The 16,831-nt window shown below is 69.2% G+C and carries 19 protein-coding genes; 13 read left to right on the forward strand and 6 right to left on the reverse strand.

The annotated features are described in order from the left end of the window. Positions 1 to 63: 63 nt before the first annotated feature. From V5P93_RS04985 to V5P93_RS04995, 3 genes are all read right to left on the reverse strand, one after another. Positions 64 to 657, reverse strand: coding sequence for a PIN domain-containing protein (locus V5P93_RS04985; RefSeq protein WP_104476891.1), 594 nt, complete (start codon positions 655 to 657; stop codon positions 64 to 66). Positions 658 to 723: 66 nt separating this feature from the next. Beyond that, entirely contained in the window at positions 724 to 1,170 is a 447-nt protein-coding gene (locus tag V5P93_RS04990) for a helix-turn-helix domain-containing protein (protein ID WP_104476889.1), read from the reverse strand. A gap of 219 nt (positions 1,171 to 1,389) precedes the next feature. Further along, the gene (locus V5P93_RS04995; RefSeq protein ID WP_104476887.1) at positions 1,390 to 2,535 is read right to left on the reverse strand and encodes an Mrp/NBP35 family ATP-binding protein; all 1,146 of its coding nucleotides are present in this window, start codon (positions 2,533 to 2,535) and stop codon (positions 1,390 to 1,392) included. Positions 2,536 to 2,690: 155 nt separating this feature from the next. Between V5P93_RS04995 and V5P93_RS05000 the strand changes: the two genes are divergently transcribed. After that, positions 2,691 to 3,143, forward strand: coding sequence for a MarR family winged helix-turn-helix transcriptional regulator (locus V5P93_RS05000; protein WP_104476885.1), 453 nt, complete (start codon positions 2,691 to 2,693; stop codon positions 3,141 to 3,143). A 113-nt stretch (positions 3,144 to 3,256) separates the two neighbouring features. Here V5P93_RS05000 and V5P93_RS05005 read toward each other — a convergent pair whose 3' ends face one another. Continuing rightward, complete coding sequence (locus tag V5P93_RS05005) at positions 3,257 to 3,790, reverse strand: DUF1003 domain-containing protein (RefSeq protein ID WP_104476883.1); 534 nt, start codon at positions 3,788 to 3,790, stop codon at positions 3,257 to 3,259. Next, on the reverse strand, positions 3,783 to 5,084 hold the full coding sequence (locus V5P93_RS05010) for a magnesium transporter MgtE N-terminal domain-containing protein (protein ID WP_104476881.1): 1,302 nt from the start codon (positions 5,082 to 5,084) through the stop codon (positions 3,783 to 3,785). The genes V5P93_RS05005 and V5P93_RS05010 overlap by 8 nt, the downstream gene beginning before the upstream one ends. A gap of 205 nt (positions 5,085 to 5,289) precedes the next feature. Between V5P93_RS05010 and V5P93_RS05015 the strand changes: the two genes are divergently transcribed. Beyond that, positions 5,290 to 5,502: a hypothetical protein gene (locus V5P93_RS05015; RefSeq protein WP_104476879.1), complete on the forward strand. Its 213-nt coding sequence runs from the start codon at positions 5,290 to 5,292 to the stop codon at positions 5,500 to 5,502. 446 nt (positions 5,503 to 5,948) lie between these two features. On the opposite strand, the gene V5P93_RS05020 is transcribed toward V5P93_RS05015, so the two are convergent. After that, the gene (locus V5P93_RS05020; RefSeq protein WP_104476877.1) at positions 5,949 to 6,890 is read right to left on the reverse strand and encodes a helix-turn-helix transcriptional regulator; all 942 of its coding nucleotides are present in this window, start codon (positions 6,888 to 6,890) and stop codon (positions 5,949 to 5,951) included. A 283-nt stretch (positions 6,891 to 7,173) separates the two neighbouring features. Between V5P93_RS05020 and V5P93_RS05025 the strand changes: the two genes are divergently transcribed. From V5P93_RS05025 to V5P93_RS05075, 11 genes are all read left to right on the forward strand, one after another. Next, positions 7,174 to 8,241 carry a CoA ester lyase gene (locus V5P93_RS05025; RefSeq protein WP_104476875.1) on the forward strand — a complete coding sequence of 356 codons (1,068 nt, stop codon included), beginning with the start codon at positions 7,174 to 7,176 and terminating at the stop codon, positions 8,239 to 8,241. Beyond that, a complete protein-coding gene (locus V5P93_RS05030; protein ID WP_181043306.1) occupies positions 8,234 to 9,100 on the forward strand; it encodes a CoA ester lyase in 867 nt (288 codons plus the stop codon). Before V5P93_RS05025 ends, V5P93_RS05030 begins: the two co-directional genes overlap by 8 nt. A gap of 29 nt (positions 9,101 to 9,129) precedes the next feature. After that, positions 9,130 to 9,711, forward strand: a complete 582-nt coding sequence (locus V5P93_RS05035) for an AAA family ATPase (RefSeq protein WP_146107915.1) — start codon at positions 9,130 to 9,132, stop codon at positions 9,709 to 9,711. A gap of 196 nt (positions 9,712 to 9,907) precedes the next feature. Continuing rightward, positions 9,908 to 10,093 carry a hypothetical protein gene (locus V5P93_RS05040; RefSeq protein ID WP_146107914.1) on the forward strand — a complete coding sequence of 62 codons (186 nt, stop codon included), beginning with the start codon at positions 9,908 to 9,910 and terminating at the stop codon, positions 10,091 to 10,093. A 154-nt stretch (positions 10,094 to 10,247) separates the two neighbouring features. Next, positions 10,248 to 11,441: an acyl-CoA dehydrogenase family protein gene (locus V5P93_RS05045; RefSeq protein ID WP_104476871.1), complete on the forward strand. Its 1,194-nt coding sequence runs from the start codon at positions 10,248 to 10,250 to the stop codon at positions 11,439 to 11,441. Between the two features lie 47 nt (positions 11,442 to 11,488). Then, entirely contained in the window at positions 11,489 to 12,016 is a 528-nt protein-coding gene (locus V5P93_RS05050) for a general stress protein (protein WP_104476869.1), read from the forward strand. 167 nt (positions 12,017 to 12,183) lie between these two features. Continuing rightward, on the forward strand, positions 12,184 to 13,458 hold the full coding sequence (locus V5P93_RS05055) for an ABC transporter substrate-binding protein (protein WP_104476867.1): 1,275 nt from the start codon (positions 12,184 to 12,186) through the stop codon (positions 13,456 to 13,458). Continuing rightward, the gene (locus V5P93_RS05060) at positions 13,455 to 14,351 is read left to right on the forward strand and encodes a carbohydrate ABC transporter permease (RefSeq protein WP_104476865.1); all 897 of its coding nucleotides are present in this window, start codon (positions 13,455 to 13,457) and stop codon (positions 14,349 to 14,351) included. The genes V5P93_RS05055 and V5P93_RS05060 overlap by 4 nt, the downstream gene beginning before the upstream one ends. Beyond that, entirely contained in the window at positions 14,351 to 15,187 is an 837-nt protein-coding gene (locus V5P93_RS05065) for a carbohydrate ABC transporter permease (protein ID WP_104476863.1), read from the forward strand. Before V5P93_RS05060 ends, V5P93_RS05065 begins: the two co-directional genes overlap by 1 nt. 4 nt (positions 15,188 to 15,191) lie before the next feature. After that, the gene (locus V5P93_RS05070) at positions 15,192 to 16,361 is read left to right on the forward strand and encodes an ABC transporter ATP-binding protein (RefSeq protein ID WP_104476861.1); all 1,170 of its coding nucleotides are present in this window, start codon (positions 15,192 to 15,194) and stop codon (positions 16,359 to 16,361) included. 111 nt (positions 16,362 to 16,472) lie between these two features. Continuing rightward, the gene (locus V5P93_RS05075; protein WP_104476859.1) at positions 16,473 to 16,811 is read left to right on the forward strand and encodes a peptidase inhibitor family I36 protein; all 339 of its coding nucleotides are present in this window, start codon (positions 16,473 to 16,475) and stop codon (positions 16,809 to 16,811) included. The last annotated feature ends 20 nt before the right edge of the window (positions 16,812 to 16,831 follow it).

The following is a 16,831-nucleotide window of genomic DNA, read 5'->3' on the forward strand; positions in this document are numbered from 1 at the left end:
CTTCGCGTGCCGCACCGGGCACTCAACCGCAACTCTCTGGTCAAGCCTGTGCGCCGGGGACGCCTACCTCGGGGCGACGGGCAGGGTCAGCTGTCCCTGGTGGTGACGAACTCGTTCAGCGAAGTTCGGGCACCCTGCGGCGATCAGCTTGTTCGGTAGATCGGCGCGTCCGTTCTGGCGATTCGCCCAGTACAGGGTCTGTTCGCGAGTCACGTCGTGCACAAGGTTGGGCGCGCTGTCATCGACCAGTACGAAGAAGGCGTCGGGGTGGTAGACCTCGTAGGGCAGCGAGTCCGGGTCCGCGGCAGAAAAGCCGTTGTCGCAGGTCAGGACGATGTCGGCTCGGCAGGCCAGGGCTGCGGCATGCACGTGCCTGTCGTCGCTGTCAGTACCGGGGAACGAGTCGTCGACGACGAAGTCGTCAACCCGGCCTCCCTCGAAGGTCTTCGCGATCAGGTCGCGGACCCGGGTGATCTTCGCGCCGTTCCAGGCGGGGTACTTCCGGCGCAGGTTGTAGATCGTCTCCGCGAGCACGTCCTCGGTCCAGTAGACGGTGTAGATCCCCCCGCCCGATCGCAACTGCAGCAGGGCGAGCCAATCCCGCACCGTGCGAGAGAACAGCGCGTTCGCGTCGACGAACACTCGCGTGGCGATCATCCTGGGAGACTATCCATCGGCCCGATGCGCTTGGCCGTGTGGCCTGGCCTGCGGACAGTCATCGGATCAGTCCTCGTCCTCCAGTGCGCGCAGCGCGTCGAACGCCTCCCGTTGGCGCTGCAGGCGCGCGCCTCGCTCGCGCAACACATCGGCAGTCCGCAACCGCGTGTGAGTGCCGACCTTGTGCGAGGGGATCTCGCCCGCGGCGACCTTGCGCATCAACGTCGGTCGTGACACGCCCAGCAGTTGCGCGGCTGCGGTGGTCGTCAGTTCCTCCGGCATCGCGCTGACCGTGACTGTGTGCCCCTGCGCCACGGCGCGGACCACCTCGGCGATGATGGCCGACAATTCGCGTGGAACCGAGATCGCGGAGCCTTCCTCGTTCACCACGGCGGTGAATCGGGCACCCGACGCGGGGAGCCGACTCATCAGACGCTGCGCCTGCGCCTGGTCGCGCTCGTCGGTCAGCAGGACATCCCGGTCGGTCGTAGCCACCTGTGTCGGCACCGTCATCACTCCCTCGCCAAAGTGCTCACACCTATAACTGACCGTGTGTGCACCTGTATCTGCAACACCCGTTCATGACACCACTGATGTTGCGTACGCGCAACAGTCAAACGTGCGCGTCACGTGTCGCGACCACGCGTCGCCGCGAGTGGATCGGCCATGCGGTTTGTCGACAGCTGTAGCAATTCCGGTGCTCGGCCCGGTCTCGCGCGCCGGAGAATCGGGTCAGCGGCCCGCCGGGGAGACCGACAGCATGCGACCCGCCAAGCCGCGGGCGCGGACGGAGAGCTTGCCCGCGATGTCGGTCAAGACCTTGGCCGCCGCCGTGTCCGGCTGGGACTTGACCAGGGGCTCGCCCGCGTCGCCGCCTTCGCGGAGGCGGGGGTCGAGGGGTACCTGGCCCAGCAGCGGCACCTCCGAGCCGACCGCCCGCGACAGGGACTCCGCGACCGCTTGGCCGCCGCCCGCGCCGAAGACGTCCATGCGGCTGCCGTCCGGGAGTTCCAGCCACGACATGTTCTCGATGACGCCCGCCACCCGCTGGCGGGTCTGCAGGGCGATGGCGCCCGCGCGCTCGGCGACCTCGGCGGCGGCCTGCTGGGGCGTGGTCACCACCAGGATCTCCGCGTTCGGGATCAGCTGGGCCACCGAGATCGCGATGTCGCCGGTGCCCGGGGGCAGGTCGAGCAGCAGGACGTCCAGGTCGCCCCAGAACACGTCCGCCAGGAACTGCTGGAGCGCGCGGTGCAGCATCGGGCCGCGCCAGACGACCGGGGTGTTGCCGGGGGTGAACATGCCGATCGAGATCACCTTCACGCCGTTGGCCTGCGGCGGGAGGATCATCTTCTCGACCTTGGTCGGCTTGTCGCCCGCGCCGACCATGCGGGGGATCGAGTGGCCGTAGATGTCCGCGTCGACGATGCCGACCTTCACCCCGCGCGCGGCCATGGCCACCGCCAGGTTGACCGTGACGCTGGACTTGCCGACGCCGCCCTTGCCGGAGGCGACGCAGTAGACGCGGGTGAGTGAGCCGGGTTCGGCGAACGGGATGCGCGGTTCCTCCGCGTCGCCGCGCAGGGTCTTGCGCAGGGTGGTGCGCTGCTCGTCGTTCATCACATCGAGGGTCACCGTCACGGTGCGCACGCCGGGCAGCGCGGCGACCGCCGCGGTCACGTCCCGGGTGATCTTGTCCCGCAGCGGGCAGCCCGCGACCGTCAGGTAGACGGCGACCTCGACCAGCCCGTCCGGGTGCACCGCGATGTCCTTGACCATGCCGAGGTCGGTGATCGGCTTGTGGATCTCGGGGTCCTGCACGCCCGCGAGCGCCTTGCGGACGGCCTCGACGCCGGGAACCTGTTCGGTGGTGGTCACGAGTCCATGCTACGGGCGGGTACGCGGCCCGGTCGCCGTGGATGGCACTCACCACAGCGATGCACAGCCCATTTGTCAAGGGCGGTAAGGGTGCTGTTGGGTCCGCCACTCGGGTTCCGTAGCATTGTCCCCCTGTTTGGGCCCAAGGAGGAACCTTGACCTTGCCGGACCAGTCCGCCCGGCCCACCCGAGAAGAACTGCACGCCTGGCGCACGTTTCTGCGCGCCCACGCCAGGATTACCCGGTCGTTGGAGACCGAACTGGTCGCCGAGCAGCGGCTTTCCCTCGGGGGGTACGACGTTCTCGTCCAACTCGCGGAAGCACCGGAACGCAAATTGCGAATGGCAGAACTCGCTGACGCGGTGTTGTTGTCGCGCTCCGGCGTCACCCGCCTGGTCGACCGCCTGGAGCGGGCCGGGATGGTGGCCCGTGAGCGGGTCGCGGGGGACGGTCGCGGCGTCGTCGCCACCCTCACCGACCGGGGGCTTGACGTGCTGCGCACCGCCTCCCGGACGCACCTGGCGGGCATCGTGCGGCACTTCGTGGCGCGGCTCGACCACGACCAGCTGCACCACCTCGGCGACCTCTGCGGCAAACTCGTGGACTGATCGGCGCATACCACCCCCGTTACGGGTGACGAGCGTCCACGAATGGGAGCGCTACCGGCGGTCGGAATGGCGGGAATGACACAACAAGTGACAATGACTCAGGGTGCGCGAATTCAGCTCGTGACCTCGTCCCAGCGCGGGTCGTCGCGCAGGGATTTCGCCGAACCCGATTTGGGCCGTTTCGCCTTCAGGTCGCCGCGCAGTTTGTCCAGTTCACCGCGCAAGTAGTCGCGGGTCGCCACCTCGCCGACCGCCAATCGCAGCGCGGCCAGTTCCCGGGCCAGGTATTCGGTGTCGGCCTTGGTCTGCGCCGCCCGCGCCCGGTCCTCCTCCAGGGACACCCGGTCGCGGTCGTCCTGCCGGTTCTGCGCCAGCAGGATCAGCGGCGCCGCGTACGCGGCCTGGGTGGAGAACGCCAGGTTGAGCAGGATGAACGGGTACGGGTCCCAGCGCAGGCTCACCGCGACGAGGTTGAGCGTGATCCACGCGACCACGATCATCGTCTGCCAGAACAGGAACTTGCCGGTGCCCAGGAACCGGGCCAGCCGCTCGGAGAACCGGCCGAAGGCGTCCGGGTCGATGGCGAAGCGCAGGCCGCGGGGCCTGCGCGGCTGGTCGAGCCGCCTGCGGGTGGTGGGTTCAGGCACGGCGCCTCGCCTCCCCGGTCGTCTCGATGGCCGCGAAGGTCTCGTCGGCGGTGTCGCGGTCGCGCCAGTTGTCCGGCAGCAGGTGGTCGAGCACGTCGTCGACGGTGATCGCGCCGAGCAGGTGGTCCTCGTCGTCCACCACGGGCGCGCAGACCAGGTTGTAGGTGGCGAAGTACCTGGTCACGGCCACGAGCGAGTCCGTCGGGCGCAGGCTGGCCAGCTCCTTGTCCACCGCGCCCGCGACCAGGTCGAACGGGGGCTCGCGCAGCAGCCGCTGGATGTGCACGCAGCCCAGGTAGCGGCCGGTCGGGGTGGCGGTCGGCGGTCGGCAGACGAAGACCATGCTGGCCAGGGCCGGGGTCAGGTCGGGGTTGCGGACCCGGGCCAGCGCCTCGGCGATCGGGGCGTCCGGGGTCAGCACTATCGGCTCGGGGGTCATCAGACCGCCCGCGGTGTCGTAGGAGTACTCGAGGAGGCGCTTGACCGGCTCGGACTCCTCGGGCTCCATCAGCTCCAGCAGGCGGTTCTTGTCCATCTCCGACAGCTCGGCCAGCAGGTCGGCCGCGTCGTCGGGGTCCATCGCCTCCAGCACGTCGGCGGCGCGCTCCTCGTCGAGGTGGGCGAGGAGTTCCTTCTGGTCGTCCTCGGGCAGTTCCTCGATGACGTCGGCCAGCCGCTCGTCGTCGAGCGCGTCGGCCACCTCGTAGCGGCGCTTGAGGGGCAGGTCCTGCAGGGCGGTCGCCACGTCGGCGGCGCGCATGGTGTCGAAGACGGCGATGAGCTGGTGGGCGTCCTGGGGTTGGCCGGTCAGCTCGGTGATGCCGGGGGCGCGGATCTCCGACCAGGTCAGCACCTGGATCGGGCCGCGCCTGCCCCAGCCGCCGGTGCGCTCGCGGATCGCGACCCGGTTGAGCACCCAGTCGCGGGTCCGGGTCGGTTCCATGGCGGTGTCGACCACCACGGCGCGCGCGTCAGAGGCGACGACCTGCACGCGGGCGTCGAGGAGCTGGCCGACGACCAGCACCTCGTTGGGGCGCTGGTGGAAGTGCCGCAGGTTGACCGACCCGGTGGCCAGGGTGATCGCGTTCGGCTCGATCGCCGCGACCCGCAGCATCGGCACGAAGATCCGCCGCCGGGTCGCCAGCTCGACCACGATCCCCAGCACGCGCGGCGGCGCGCCGTCCACGCGCAGGCCCGCCACCAGGTCCCGGATCCGCCCGATGGACTCGCCGTCCGGACCGAAGACCGGCAGACCGAGCAACTGCGCCACGAAGATCTTGCTCACGCCCGCCACGCGGCCAGGCTAGCCCGAGTCGGCCCGCACCACCCGTCAACGATCGTCCCCGCGCGTCGCTGCTCCCGGCCCCGGCACACTCGTGCCTCCGGCCCCGCGACCCGCGCTTCCCGCAACGCCCGCGAGGGGTCCCCGGCATGGGGGAACCCCTAATTTTGATCTTAGGTCGGGCCGGTGGACGGGCAGAAGAGGTCGCGGCCCGCCTGTGGACAAACCTGGCGCATGTGGACAGACGGCCTGGACGGCGAAGTTCTGCCGCCGCGACAGGCCGAACGCGGCTGCGGCGAAGCGGGCCGTCGGCACGATCCGCGACCTCGTCGAGGCGCCGCACGACCACAACGCCGCCGTCGACGACCGCGACACCGCCGAGCGCGTCGCCGACGAGAAGGGCTTGGCTCCACCGCGAGGAACCGGCTGAGCACGACGCGAAATAGCTCTGCGTGGTGACGACTGACCGTGTGTTGTCGGTGCCGACCGAGCACGGTCTCGACCAGGTGGTGGCGTGGCTGGGTTGGGGCTGTCGGAGGTGTTTGAGCGTGGTTGCGGCTGGGTGTGGTTGCCACCAGTTGAGCGTGGTTGCCACTGGATGGGCGTGGCTGGGCGCCGACCGGGCGAGGTCGCGATCAGCCAGTGCGGTGGGGCTGACCAGGTGCGTTGCAACCAAGTTGAGCTTGGTTGTAGCGGGAATCAGGTGAGCGTGGTTGCGATCAGCCGAGGGAAGGACCGGGTGTTGTTGCGACCAGGTGAGCGTGGTCGCGACTGGACCGGCGTTGGGCAGCGGGCCTCGGATTGGCCGCGAGGCAGGCGGCGTGGGCGGTCCGACAGCGGTTGCCTGTTGGGCCGCGAGCCGGGGCCGCGGGTCGGTCAGCGCAGGACTTCGTGGTGGTCGTTGCGCTGGTAGAGGACCGTGCGCTTGTGGCGGGACTTGGTGACCAGGCCGGAGTCGTGCAGCACCGACAGGTGGTACGACACGGTGGCGGCGGCGAGGCCGTGGCGCCTGCTCAGGTCCGTGGTGCTGCGCGGGGTGTCCAGGTCGCGCAGGAGGTTGGCGCGGGTGGGGCCCATCAGGCGGGCCACGGCGTCGCGGTCCGGGTTCTCCGGGATACCCAGCCCGTTGGCCGGGTAGCTGATCACCGCGTCGTCCGGGTCCTCCATCTGCACCAGCAGCGTCGGCCAGGACAGCGCGGCAGGCGACAAGACCAGGCCGTTGAGGGTGATGGGGTGGCTGTACGGCTTGGTGATCTCCACCGCGGCGCCGGTCCAGCGGACGTTGGTGTGCAGGCTGCTCAACAGCGTGCCCACGCCCTCCGTCGCCATCACCCGGGCGCGCTCCACCAGGTCCGCCTGCAACCGGTCGCGCAGGCCGGACCAGCTGTCGGCCATGGCCACCGACCAGAACCGGGTCATCGCGTCGGCCGCGCGCCGGGCGAAGGTGCCGTCGTCGACCGCGGCCATGGCCTCCGCTGACGGGTTGTCGGTCGCGGCGACCTGCCACTCGGCGTCCTCGGGGCTGGTCGCGGCCATGCGCTCGACCTGGTCGAGCCACGCGCGGTCCGGGTCGCCGAAGGCGGGGCTGGGGCTGAGCAGGTCCGGCATGTAGCCGACCAGGCCGCGGGGCATGGTGCCCGCGATCATCCGCACGTCCGGGTCGCGCAGCGCGAAGCGGGCCGCGGCGCCGGGGTCGCCGTAGATCGGGTGGGTGCGGCCGGCGACGGTCAGCCGCAGCCAGGAGATGGCCTCGATGGCCGGGGAGATCGCCAGCCGGACATTCCCCACGGCGGCGGCGTCGAGATAGGCGGTGATCACCGCCGTAGCCTAGGTCGTTTCGAGCCGTTTCGAATCGTTGTTGGCGGGGTTGGCGCCGCGGTCTCCTATGCCGCGCAAGGTACTGGGGGACGGCCGGGACGCGCGAGCGTCCCGGCCGTTGTTACCTCGCCACCCGTCGCGGCCGGGCCATGCCCCCCGGCGCCCGGCCGCGACGGGTCGAATCGTGTAGCGCGGGCCACAGTGCGGCCCCCTCGGGTGCGTGGTCGACTAGAACTCTCACGTGGTTACCGGCCGGTACGCCGCGTCAGGGATCGGAGGCCGCATGCGCTCAGCCAAGGACTTCTTCCGCCCGCTCGCGGTGGGGGCGCCGGAACCGGTGCGGGAGATCCCGTTCCGGCCCTCGCGGATGATCCACTTCTTCGACCCGGGCAACCCGAAGATGGCCGCGAAGGTCGGCGACCTGGCCGCGCAGTGCGACGTCGTGCTGGGCAACCTCGAGGACGCCATCCGCGCCGACCGCAAGCAGGAGGCGCGCGACGGGCTGGTCCGCATCGCCCGCGCGACCGACTTCGGCGACGCGCAGCTGTGGACGCGGATCAACAGCCTCGACTCGCCCTGGGTGCTCGACGACCTGCTCACCCTGGTGCCCGAGATCGGCGACAAGCTCGACGTGATCATGGTGCCGAAGGTCGAGGGCGCCGCGGACATCCACTACGTCGACCGGCTGCTCGCCCAGCTGGAGGCGCGCGCGGGGCTGACCCGGCCGATCCTGGTGCACGCGCTGCTGGAGACCGCAGCGGGCGTGGCCAACGTGGAGGAGATCGCGCTGGCGAGCCCCCGGATGCAGGGGATCTCGCTCGGGCCCGCGGACCTGGCGGCCAGCCGTCGGATGAAGACGACACGGGTCGGTGGCGGGCACCCGGGGTACCTGGTGCGCACGGATCCGGTGGGGGAGGACTTCACTGTTGGCCGGTATACGTACCAGCAGGATTTGTGGCACTACACCGTTGCGCGCATGGTGGACGCTTGCGCTACCGCCGGGATTTTGCCCTACTACGGGCCTTTCGGTGACATCGCGGACGTAGTGGCCTGTGAGGACCAGTTCCGCAACGCCTTCCTCTTGGGGTGCGTTGGCGCGTGGAGCTTGCACCCCAAGCAGATCGCCATCGCCAAGAAGGTGTTCTCGCCCGACCCGGCGGAGGTCGCGTGGGCCCGGCGGGTCATCGCGGAGATGGGGGACGGTACGGGGGCGGTGATGATCGACGGCAAGATGCAGGACGACGCGACGGTGAAGCAGTGCCGCGTGGTGGTGTCGTTGGCCGACGCGCTCGCCGCCCGCGACCCCGAACTGGCCCGTGCCTACGCAGCCGAGGAGAACACCGATGCCTGACCTGCGCCCCCGCCGGTCCGTGCTGTACATGCCGGGCGCCAACGCCCGCGCCCTGGAGAAGGCGAAGGGCCTGGACGCCGACACGCTGATCCTCGACCTGGAGGACTCGGTCACCCCGGACGCGAAGGCGGACGGGCGCGCACAGGTCTGCGCGGCGGTCGCGTCCGGCGACTACGGGCGGCGGGAAGTGACTATCCGCGTCAACGGGTTGGACACGGAGTGGTTCGCCGAGGACGTGCGCGCTGCTGCTGCGGCGGGGCCGGATGCCGTAGTGGTGCCCAAGGTCGATTCGGCCGCTCAGGTCGTGCGCATCGAAGAAGCCTTGGTCGCCGCAGGCGCGCCCGCACACACCGCGATCTGGGCGATGGTCGAGACACCGTTGGCGATGCTGCGCACCTTCGAGATCGCCTCGGCCTCGGACCGCCTCGCGGTACTGGTGCTGGGCACAAACGACTTGGCGAAGGAGTTGCACGCCGAACACGTCCCCGGCCGCGGCCCCCTCCTGGCCGCCCTGTCCATGGCCCTGCTCGGTGCCCGCGCCGCAGGCAAAGTCATCCTCGACGGCGTCTACAACGACGTCCGCGACCTGGATGGCTTCGCGGAGGAGTGCACCCAGGCCCGCCAGTTCGGCTTCGACGGCAAGACCCTGATCCACCCGGGGCAACTGGAACCGTGCAACAGCATCTTCGCCCCGTCGGAGGAGGAGATAGCCCAGGCCAGAAAGGTCATCGACGCCTTCGACGAAGCCAAGGCCACCGGCCGAGGCGTGGCGACCGTAGACGGCCGCATGATCGAAAACCTCCACGTCGACAACGCCCGCCGAGTCTTGGCGGTGGCCGCCGCGATCGAGGACCGCTGACTTGGCGCTACCTGCGGTTGGATGACGCCATGGCCAGGTTCGGGCTCAACAGGGTCGAGATCGAGGGCTACACCTCGATAGAGCACGTCGAGCTCACTCTCGGCGCGGTGACGGTGTTCGTCGGCGCCAACGGAACCGGTAAGAGCAACTTCAACAATGCCCTCGGGCTCCTCGGTCGCATCGCGGACCAGGAGCTAGCCCGCCGCGCCGGACTGAACGGCGGCGCGTCGGCTCTGCTGAACCGCGCCTCGGCCCTCCGTCGGATCCGGCTGGGCCTCTCCGGCGCACGCGGTGGGTACCGCGCGGCGCTGGTGCCGGGCGCCGGTGACAATTTGATCTTCGAGTACGAGGTGCTGGAGCACTCCGCCGCCACGGTCGAAGAACTAGGCGGCGGTCATCGGGAGACGCGGTTGTTCGCCTTGGCCGACAGCCATGGCAAGGCTGGCGCAGCCCTTGACCTACTTCGCGGTTGCCGCGTCTTCCACTTTCACGACACCAGCCGCAACGCCCCGGTCAAGCAGTTCGCCCCGACGGCCGAGAACCTCACTCTTCGGTCGGATGCGGGCAACCTCGCTGCGGTTCTCTCTTGGCCACTCAGTCGGCGACGTTGATCGACCAGTTCGAACTCGAAGCCGACTCGTGGCTCCTCGCCCTCGAGGGTTAACCCGAGCGTGATCTTCTCGATTGGCTACAGAAAGGTCACGGTGCAGGTCAGCGACGTGACGAAGCGTGAAAGGTTGCCGTGACATAACGCACAGATCACGGTGAGGGCTTGCTTGGGGCGGTTCGGTGGGGTGCTCTTGGGGCATGGGTAGACACAGCCTTCCGGTCGAGTCGCGCGGCGTGCTGGGGATCCTGGCGGGGCGGCGCAGGCAGCGGGACGACCTGTTCGACCGCAGCTTCCGGTCCTGCGACGACTGCGGTGCCGACGTGTACGTGCTGGCCGACGGGTGCCGCGACTGCGGCAACGTGCTGGAACTGCAAGCGGGCTGACCACAACCCAAGACCGACATCGACCCGGACGGCCGCGGCGCCTCCGGGTCGAGTGCTGTCCGGGGGAGAGTGGTCCCGGACACGTCCTGGCGCGAACGAGCGTTAACCGCGTGATACTCGTCGGTAACCACGGCTCCCAACGGAGGGATCAGCGATGGCACGCCTCGCGCAGACCGCCGGACTGACCGACGTCCAGCAGGACATCCTGGCCACCGTCAAGGGCTTCGTGGACAAGGAGATCATCCCGCACGCCCAAGCGCTCGAACACGCCGACGCCTACCCGACCGACATCGTCGAGGGCATGAAGGAGATGGGGCTCTTCGGCCTCACCATCCCGGAGGAGTACGGCGGCCTCGGCGAGTCCCTGCTGACCTACGCCCTGGTCGTCGAGCAGATCGCGCGCGGCTGGATGAGCGTGTCCGGGGTCATCAACACCCACTTCATCGTCGCCCACATGGTCCGCCACCACGGCACCGAGGCGCAGAAGAAGCACTACCTGCCCCGCATGGCCACCGGCGAGGTCCGCGGTTCCTTCTCCATGTCCGAGCCCGACCTCGGCTCCGACGTCGCCGCCATCAAGACCCGGGCCCGCCGCGACGACGACATGTACACCGTCGACGGCGCCAAGATGTGGCTCACCAACGGCGGCAGCTCCAACCTCATCGCCCTGCTCGCCCGCACCGACGAGGGCGACGAGAAGCCCCACCGGAACCTGACCACCTTCCTGGTCGACAAGCCGGAGGGCTTCGGCGAGGTCGTCCCCGGCCTCACCATCCCCGGCAAGATCGAGAAGATGGGCTACAAGGGCGTCGACACCACCGAGGCGGTCTTCGACGGCTTCCGGATCTGCAAGAACCAGGTCCTCGGCGGCACCCCCGGCCAGGGCTTCGCGCACATGATGGACGGTGTCGAGGTCGGCCGGGTCAACGTCGCGGCCCGGGCCTGCGGCATCGCCATCCGGGCGTTCGAGCTCGCCGTCGACTACGCGCAGCAGCGCCGCACCTTCGGCAAGCCCATCGCCGAGCACCAGGCCATCGCGTTCAAGCTGGCCGAGATGGCGACCAAGGTCGAGGCCGCGCACCTGCTCATGGTCAACGCCGCCCGGCTCAAGGACTCCGGGCAGCGCAACGACGTCGAGGCGGGCATGGCCAAGCTGCTGGCCAGCGAGTACTGCGCCGAGGTAACCCAGGAGTCGTTCCGCATCCACGGCGGCTACGGCTACTCCAAGGAGTACGAGATCGAGCGGCTGATGCGCGAGGCCCCGTTCCTGCTCATCGGCGAGGGCACCAGCGAGATCCAGAAGACGATCATCTCCCGCGGCCTGCTTCGCGAATACCGGGCGAAGTAGACACTGCCGGGTTCGCACGCCTTGGCCCCGGTTGGCAGGATGGGGCCATGACCGGTGCGTTCTCCGGCCCTGGACGAGCGAACCAGGGCATGCCCAAGCTCCCGACCCCGCCGACCGGCTGGCCGATCGGGTCGTACGACACCTACCAGGAGGCCCACCGCGCGGTCGAGCACCTGGCGACGAGCGAGTTCCCCGTCGAGGAGGTGACCATCGTCGGGGTCGACCTCATGCTCGTCGAGCGGGTCATCGGGCGGCTGAGCTGGCCCAAGGTGCTGGGCACGGGCGCGCTCTCCGGCGCGTGGTTCGGCCTGTTCGTCGGCCTGCTGCTCGGGCTGTTCAACCAGCAGCAGGCGTCCTTCGGGCCGATCCTGGTCGGGCTGGGCATCGGCGTGGTGTTCGGTTTGGTGTTCGCCGCCGTCGGGTACGCCAGCACCCGCGGTCGCGGCCGCGAGATCGCCTCGGCGACGCAACTGGTGGCTGGCCGCTACGACGTGCTGGCGCAGCCGCGCAACGCCGAGCGGGGGCGCGACCTGCTGGCCAAGCTTGCCATGCGGCCGAACAGCGGCATCGATTAAGCCGTACGCCTCGACCGTCCACATCGAATTGCGGCCCTTGATCACCCGGCCTAGTTTCAGGTGACCCGGTCGCGGGTACCGAGCTACCCGCGTGTCGGAGCACGTCGAGGTGCTGGACGGGTTGCTCGAACTGCCTCTCGGCGTGTCCGTCGGAAGGAGGCTGGTCGATGGGGCGTGCTCATCGGGGTCCTGGCCGCCGAGGTCGACGCTGGAGGGTGGCGCTGGGCGCCGCGCTCGTCGCGTCCCCGCTCGTGGCGGCTTGCGGATCAGAAAGCGGCGGGACCACCGTCAACGTTTACTACGCCACTGAGGAGAACTTCGACAAGGTCGTCGCGCGGTGCAACGACGAGGCCGCGGGCAGGTACCGGATCGCGCTGAACGTGCTGCCGCGCGGCGCGGACGACCAGCGCGAGCAGATGGTCCGCAGGCTCGCCGCGGGCGACGACGAGATGGACGTGCTCGGTCTCGACGTCACGTGGGTGGCCGAGTTCGCCGAGGCGGGCTGGGTCGCCGAGTGGACCGGCCAGGACAAGGCGGACGTCGAGCGCGGCACCTTGCAGGGGCCGCTGGACACCGCGCGGTGGAAGGACAAGCTCTACGCCGCGCCGAAGAACACCAACGTGCAGCTGCTGTGGTACCGCGGCGACCTGGTGCCGAAGCCGCCGACGACGTGGTCCGAGATGCTGGACATGGCCGCCGATCTGCGGTCGCGCGACCAGCCCAACACGATCGCGATGACCGGCGCGCAGTACGAAGGCCTGGTCGTCGAGTTCAACACGCTCACCGCGGGCGCCGGTGGGCGGATCATCTCCGAGGACGGCACCCGCGCGCTCGTCGACGATGGCGCGGTGAAGGCGCTGCAGGCGTTGCGGGATCTCGCGACCTCGCCGTCGGCCAGCGCGTCGTTGTCCAACGCCAAGGAGAACGACGTGCGGCTGGAGTTCGAGCGCGGCCGGGCCGCGTTCCAGCTCAACTGGCCGTTCGTCTACGCCGCCGCGCAGGAGAACCCGGCGGTGGCCAAGCTGATCAAGTGGGCGCCGTTCCCGGCGATCGACGCGAGCAAGGTCGGTACCTCGACGATCGGCGGCTACGACTTGGCCGTGAGCGCGCACTCGCGGCACAAGCCCGAGGCGTTCGAGGCGGTGAAGTGCCTGCGGGACGCGGAGAGCCAGAAGTACTCCGCGATCAACTCCGGGGTGCCGCCGACGATCGAGTCGGTTTACGACGACCCGGAGATGGCCGAGCCGTACCCGATGCGCGATGCCATCCTCGACCAGTTGAAGAAGGCGGCGGTCCGGCCCGCGACCCCCGCGTACCAGAACGTCTCCACGCTCATCTCGACCATCCTCTCGCCGCCCGCGAGCATCGACCCGGACAAGACCGCCCAGCGGCTGCGCGCCGAGTTGCAGGACGCGCTCGACTCCAAGGGGGTGCTGCCGTGAGCGGCAAAGAGCTGAGCGAGGGCAAGAAGGCCGAGCGCAGACTGGGGTTGTGGCTGTGCGCGCCCGCCGCGCTGGTCATGCTGGCGGTGACCGCGTACCCGATCGTCTACTCGATCTGGCTGTCGTTGCAGCGCTACGACCTGCGGTTCCCGGCGGAGCGGCAGTTCGTGTGGTTCGAGAACTACGTGACGGTGCTGACGAACTCGTACTGGTGGACGGCGTTCGGCGTCACCTCCCTCATCACGGCCGTGTCGGTGGCGATCGAGTTGGTGCTGGGGATGGCGCTCGCGCTGGTGATGCACCGGACACTGGTCATGAAGGGTCTGGTCAGGACGGTCGCGCTCATCCCGTACGGGATCGTGACCGTGGTGGCCGCGTTCTCCTGGCGCTACGCGTGGGACGAGAACACCGGCTACCTGACCGACCTGTTCGGCGCCACCGCGCCGCTGACCGATCGCGCCGCGGCACTCGGGATCATCACCCTCGCCGAGGTGTGGAAGACCGTGCCGTTCATGGCGTTGCTGCTGATGGCCGGGCTGGCGCTGGTGCCGGACGACCTGCTGCGCGCCGCCTCGATGGACGGCGCGACGCCGTGGCAGCGGTTCACCAAGGTGATCCTGCCGGTGATGAAACCGGCGATCCTGGTCGCGCTGCTGTTCCGCACGCTCGACGCGTTCCGCATCTTCGACAACATCTTCGTGCTCACCAGCGGCGCGCAGGAAACCGGATCGGTGTCCATGCAGACCTACAACAACCTGATCCGCGGGTTGAACCTGGGCATCGGCTCGACCATGTCGGTGCTCATCTTCATCGCCGTGGCGCTGCTGGCGTTCGTGTTCGTCAAGGTGTTCGGCGCCGCCGCACCCGGTAGCGACGACGGGGGGAAGCGCTGATGACCACCGCGACGAGGCCCGGGGTGCGGGCCCGCTGGACGCTCATCGACATCGTGGTCGTGGTCTACGCCTTGGTGCCGGTGCTGTGGATCCTCTCCTTGTCGTTCAAGACCAAGGAAACGCTGACCGACAAGAGCTTCATCCCGACCGAGTGGACCTTCCAGAACTACGTTGACATCTTCTCCACCAACGAGTTCCCGCGCGCGCTGGTCAACTCCATCGGCATCGCGCTGATCGCCACCCTCATCGCGGTGGTGCTGGGCACGATGGCCGCGTACGCCATCGCCCGGCTGGACTTCCCCGGCAAGCGCGCGCTGGTCGGGGTTTCGCTGCTGATCGCGATGTTCCCGCAGGTCTCGCTGGTGACCCCGCTGTTCGAGGTGGAGCGCTCGCTCGGGCTGTTCGACACCTGGCCCGGGCTGATCCTGCCGTACATCACCTTCGCGCTGCCGCTGGCCATCTACACGCTGTCGGCTTTCTTCAGGGAGATCCCGTGGGAGCTGGAGAAGGCGGCGAAGATGGACGGCGCGACGCCCGCGCAGGCGTTCCGGCGGGTGATCGCGCCGCTGGCCGCGCCGGGGGTGTTCACCACGGCGATCCTGGTGTTCATCTTCTGCTGGAACGACTTCCTGTTCGCGATCTCGTTGACCTCGACGACCGCGTCCAGGACGGTGCCCGCCGCGCTGTCGTTCTTCCAGGGCTCCTCGCAGTTCGAGGACCCGACCGGGACGGTGTCCGCGGCCGCCGTGGTCATCACCATCCCGATCATCCTGTTCGTGCTGTTCTTCCAGCGCCGCATCGTCGCGGGGCTGACCTCGGGTGCGGTGAAGGGCTAGGGCTATGGCTGAGATCATCCTGGACAAGGTCACGAAGCGGTACCCGGACGGCGCCCTCGCGGTGTCCGATGTGGACATCCAGATCGCGGACGGCGAGTTCGTCATCCTGGTCGGGCCGTCGGGCTGCGGGAAGTCGACGACGCTGAACATGATCGCGGGGCTGGAGGACATCACCTCCGGCGAGCTGCGCATCGATGGCGACCGGGTCAACGACCGGGCGCCGAAGGACCGGGACATCGCGATGGTGTTCCAGTCGTACGCGCTGTACCCGCACATGAGCGTGCGGGAGAACATGGCCTTCCCGCTGCGGTTGGCGAAGGTGGACAAGAAGGTGGTGCAGCAGAAGGTCGAGGAGGCCGCGCGCATCCTCGACCTCACCCAGCACCTCGACCGCAAGCCGGGCAACCTCTCCGGCGGTCAGCGGCAGCGGGTGGCGATGGGGCGGGCGATCGTCCGCAGCCCGAAGGCGTTCCTGATGGACGAGCCACTGTCCAACCTGGACGCCAAGCTGCGGGTGCAGATGCGCACGTCGGTGTCGAAGCTGCAACGCAGGCTGGGCACGACGACCGTGTACGTCACGCACGACCAGACCGAGGCGATGACCCTCGGCGACCGGGTCGTGGTGATGCGCGGCGGGCACGTGCAGCAGATCGGGTCGCCGCAGTTCCTCTACGAGCAGCCGGTGAACCTGTTCGTGGCGGGGTTCATCGGGTCGCCGTCGATGAACTTCCTCCCCGCCGGGCTGGAGGACGGTCGGCTGCGCACCCCGCTCGGCGACTTCCCGCTGACCGACCGGATCCGGCGGCTGCTGGAGGGCGGGTCGGCGCCGCGCGAGGTGATCATGGGCCTGCGCCCGGAGCACTTCGAGGACGCGCGGCTGGTGGACGAGCCGGGCGCGGCGTTCACCGCGACGGTCGAGGTGCTGGAGTCGATGGGGTCGGACAAGTACGCGTACTTCGCCGTCGAGGGTGAGGCCGCGATGGCGGCCGAGCTGGAGGAACTGGCCGCGGAGTCGGGCACGGCCGAGATGGCCGACGGCGGGTCGCAGATCGTCTCGCGGCTGTCGGCGGCCTCGGACGCGCGCGAGGGCGCGGAGCTGTCGGTGTGGTTCGACCCGGACAAGATCCACCTGTTCGACCCGAGCGACGGGCGCACGCTGACCTATGTCGAGTGACCTGTCAAGGGCCTGTGGACAACTTTCTCCAGCCCCGGCGGAATCCTGCCATCGTTGACCCCGTCGGACGCTCCCACCAGGGGAGCGTCCACGGGACAACGGAGTTCTGCCATGCGAACACTGCTGGGAATGCTGGTCGTCGTGCTGGGCATGCTCGGGCTGGCCGCGCCCGCGTCGGCCACGGTGTGCGACCCGGGGACGATCTGCCTGTGGCCGCTACCCGGTTTCCAGGGGCCGATGGAAGTCGTGGGGATCGAGGACGTGGTCCTGGGTGACTGCCTGCCACTGGAGGGTGAATACCGCTCGTTCGTGAACCGGCTGAAACAGGACGTCACGGTGTACGAGTCGGTGGAGTGCGCGACGGAGGCGGACTTCACAACCTATCCCGGACTGGGGACCTATGTCCCGTCAACGCCGTTCGTGGTCCGGGGGATTCAGGCCTGGGCTTGAGACTCCGCCATGTCGGCCGC

It is taken from the genome of Actinokineospora auranticolor, assembly GCF_041897805.1.
Taxonomy (GTDB): domain Bacteria; phylum Actinomycetota; class Actinomycetes; order Mycobacteriales; family Pseudonocardiaceae; genus Actinokineospora; species Actinokineospora auranticolor.

Coding starts and splice junctions, on each gene's coding strand:
- V5P93_RS05070 (WP_104476861.1), top strand. CDS start 15,192: ATGGCTGAGATCATCCTGGACAAGGTCACGAAGCGGTACCCGGACGGC.
- V5P93_RS05030 (WP_181043306.1), top strand. CDS start 8,234: ATGCCTGACCTGCGCCCCCGCCGGTCCGTGCTGTACATGCCGGGCGCC.
- V5P93_RS05050 (WP_104476869.1), top strand. CDS start 11,489: ATGACCGGTGCGTTCTCCGGCCCTGGACGAGCGAACCAGGGCATGCCC.
- V5P93_RS04985 (WP_104476891.1), bottom strand. CDS start 657: ATGATCGCCACGCGAGTGTTCGTCGACGCGAACGCGCTGTTCTCTCGC.
- V5P93_RS05055 (WP_104476867.1), top strand. CDS start 12,184: ATGGGGCGTGCTCATCGGGGTCCTGGCCGCCGAGGTCGACGCTGGAGG.
- V5P93_RS05040 (WP_146107914.1), top strand. CDS start 9,908: ATGGGTAGACACAGCCTTCCGGTCGAGTCGCGCGGCGTGCTGGGGATC.
- V5P93_RS05075 (WP_104476859.1), top strand. CDS start 16,473: ATGCGAACACTGCTGGGAATGCTGGTCGTCGTGCTGGGCATGCTCGGG.
- V5P93_RS05035 (WP_146107915.1), top strand. CDS start 9,130: ATGGCCAGGTTCGGGCTCAACAGGGTCGAGATCGAGGGCTACACCTCG.
- V5P93_RS05025 (WP_104476875.1), top strand. CDS start 7,174: ATGCGCTCAGCCAAGGACTTCTTCCGCCCGCTCGCGGTGGGGGCGCCG.
- V5P93_RS05045 (WP_104476871.1), top strand. CDS start 10,248: ATGGCACGCCTCGCGCAGACCGCCGGACTGACCGACGTCCAGCAGGAC.
- V5P93_RS05065 (WP_104476863.1), top strand. CDS start 14,351: ATGACCACCGCGACGAGGCCCGGGGTGCGGGCCCGCTGGACGCTCATC.
- V5P93_RS04990 (WP_104476889.1), bottom strand. CDS start 1,170: ATGACGGTGCCGACACAGGTGGCTACGACCGACCGGGATGTCCTGCTG.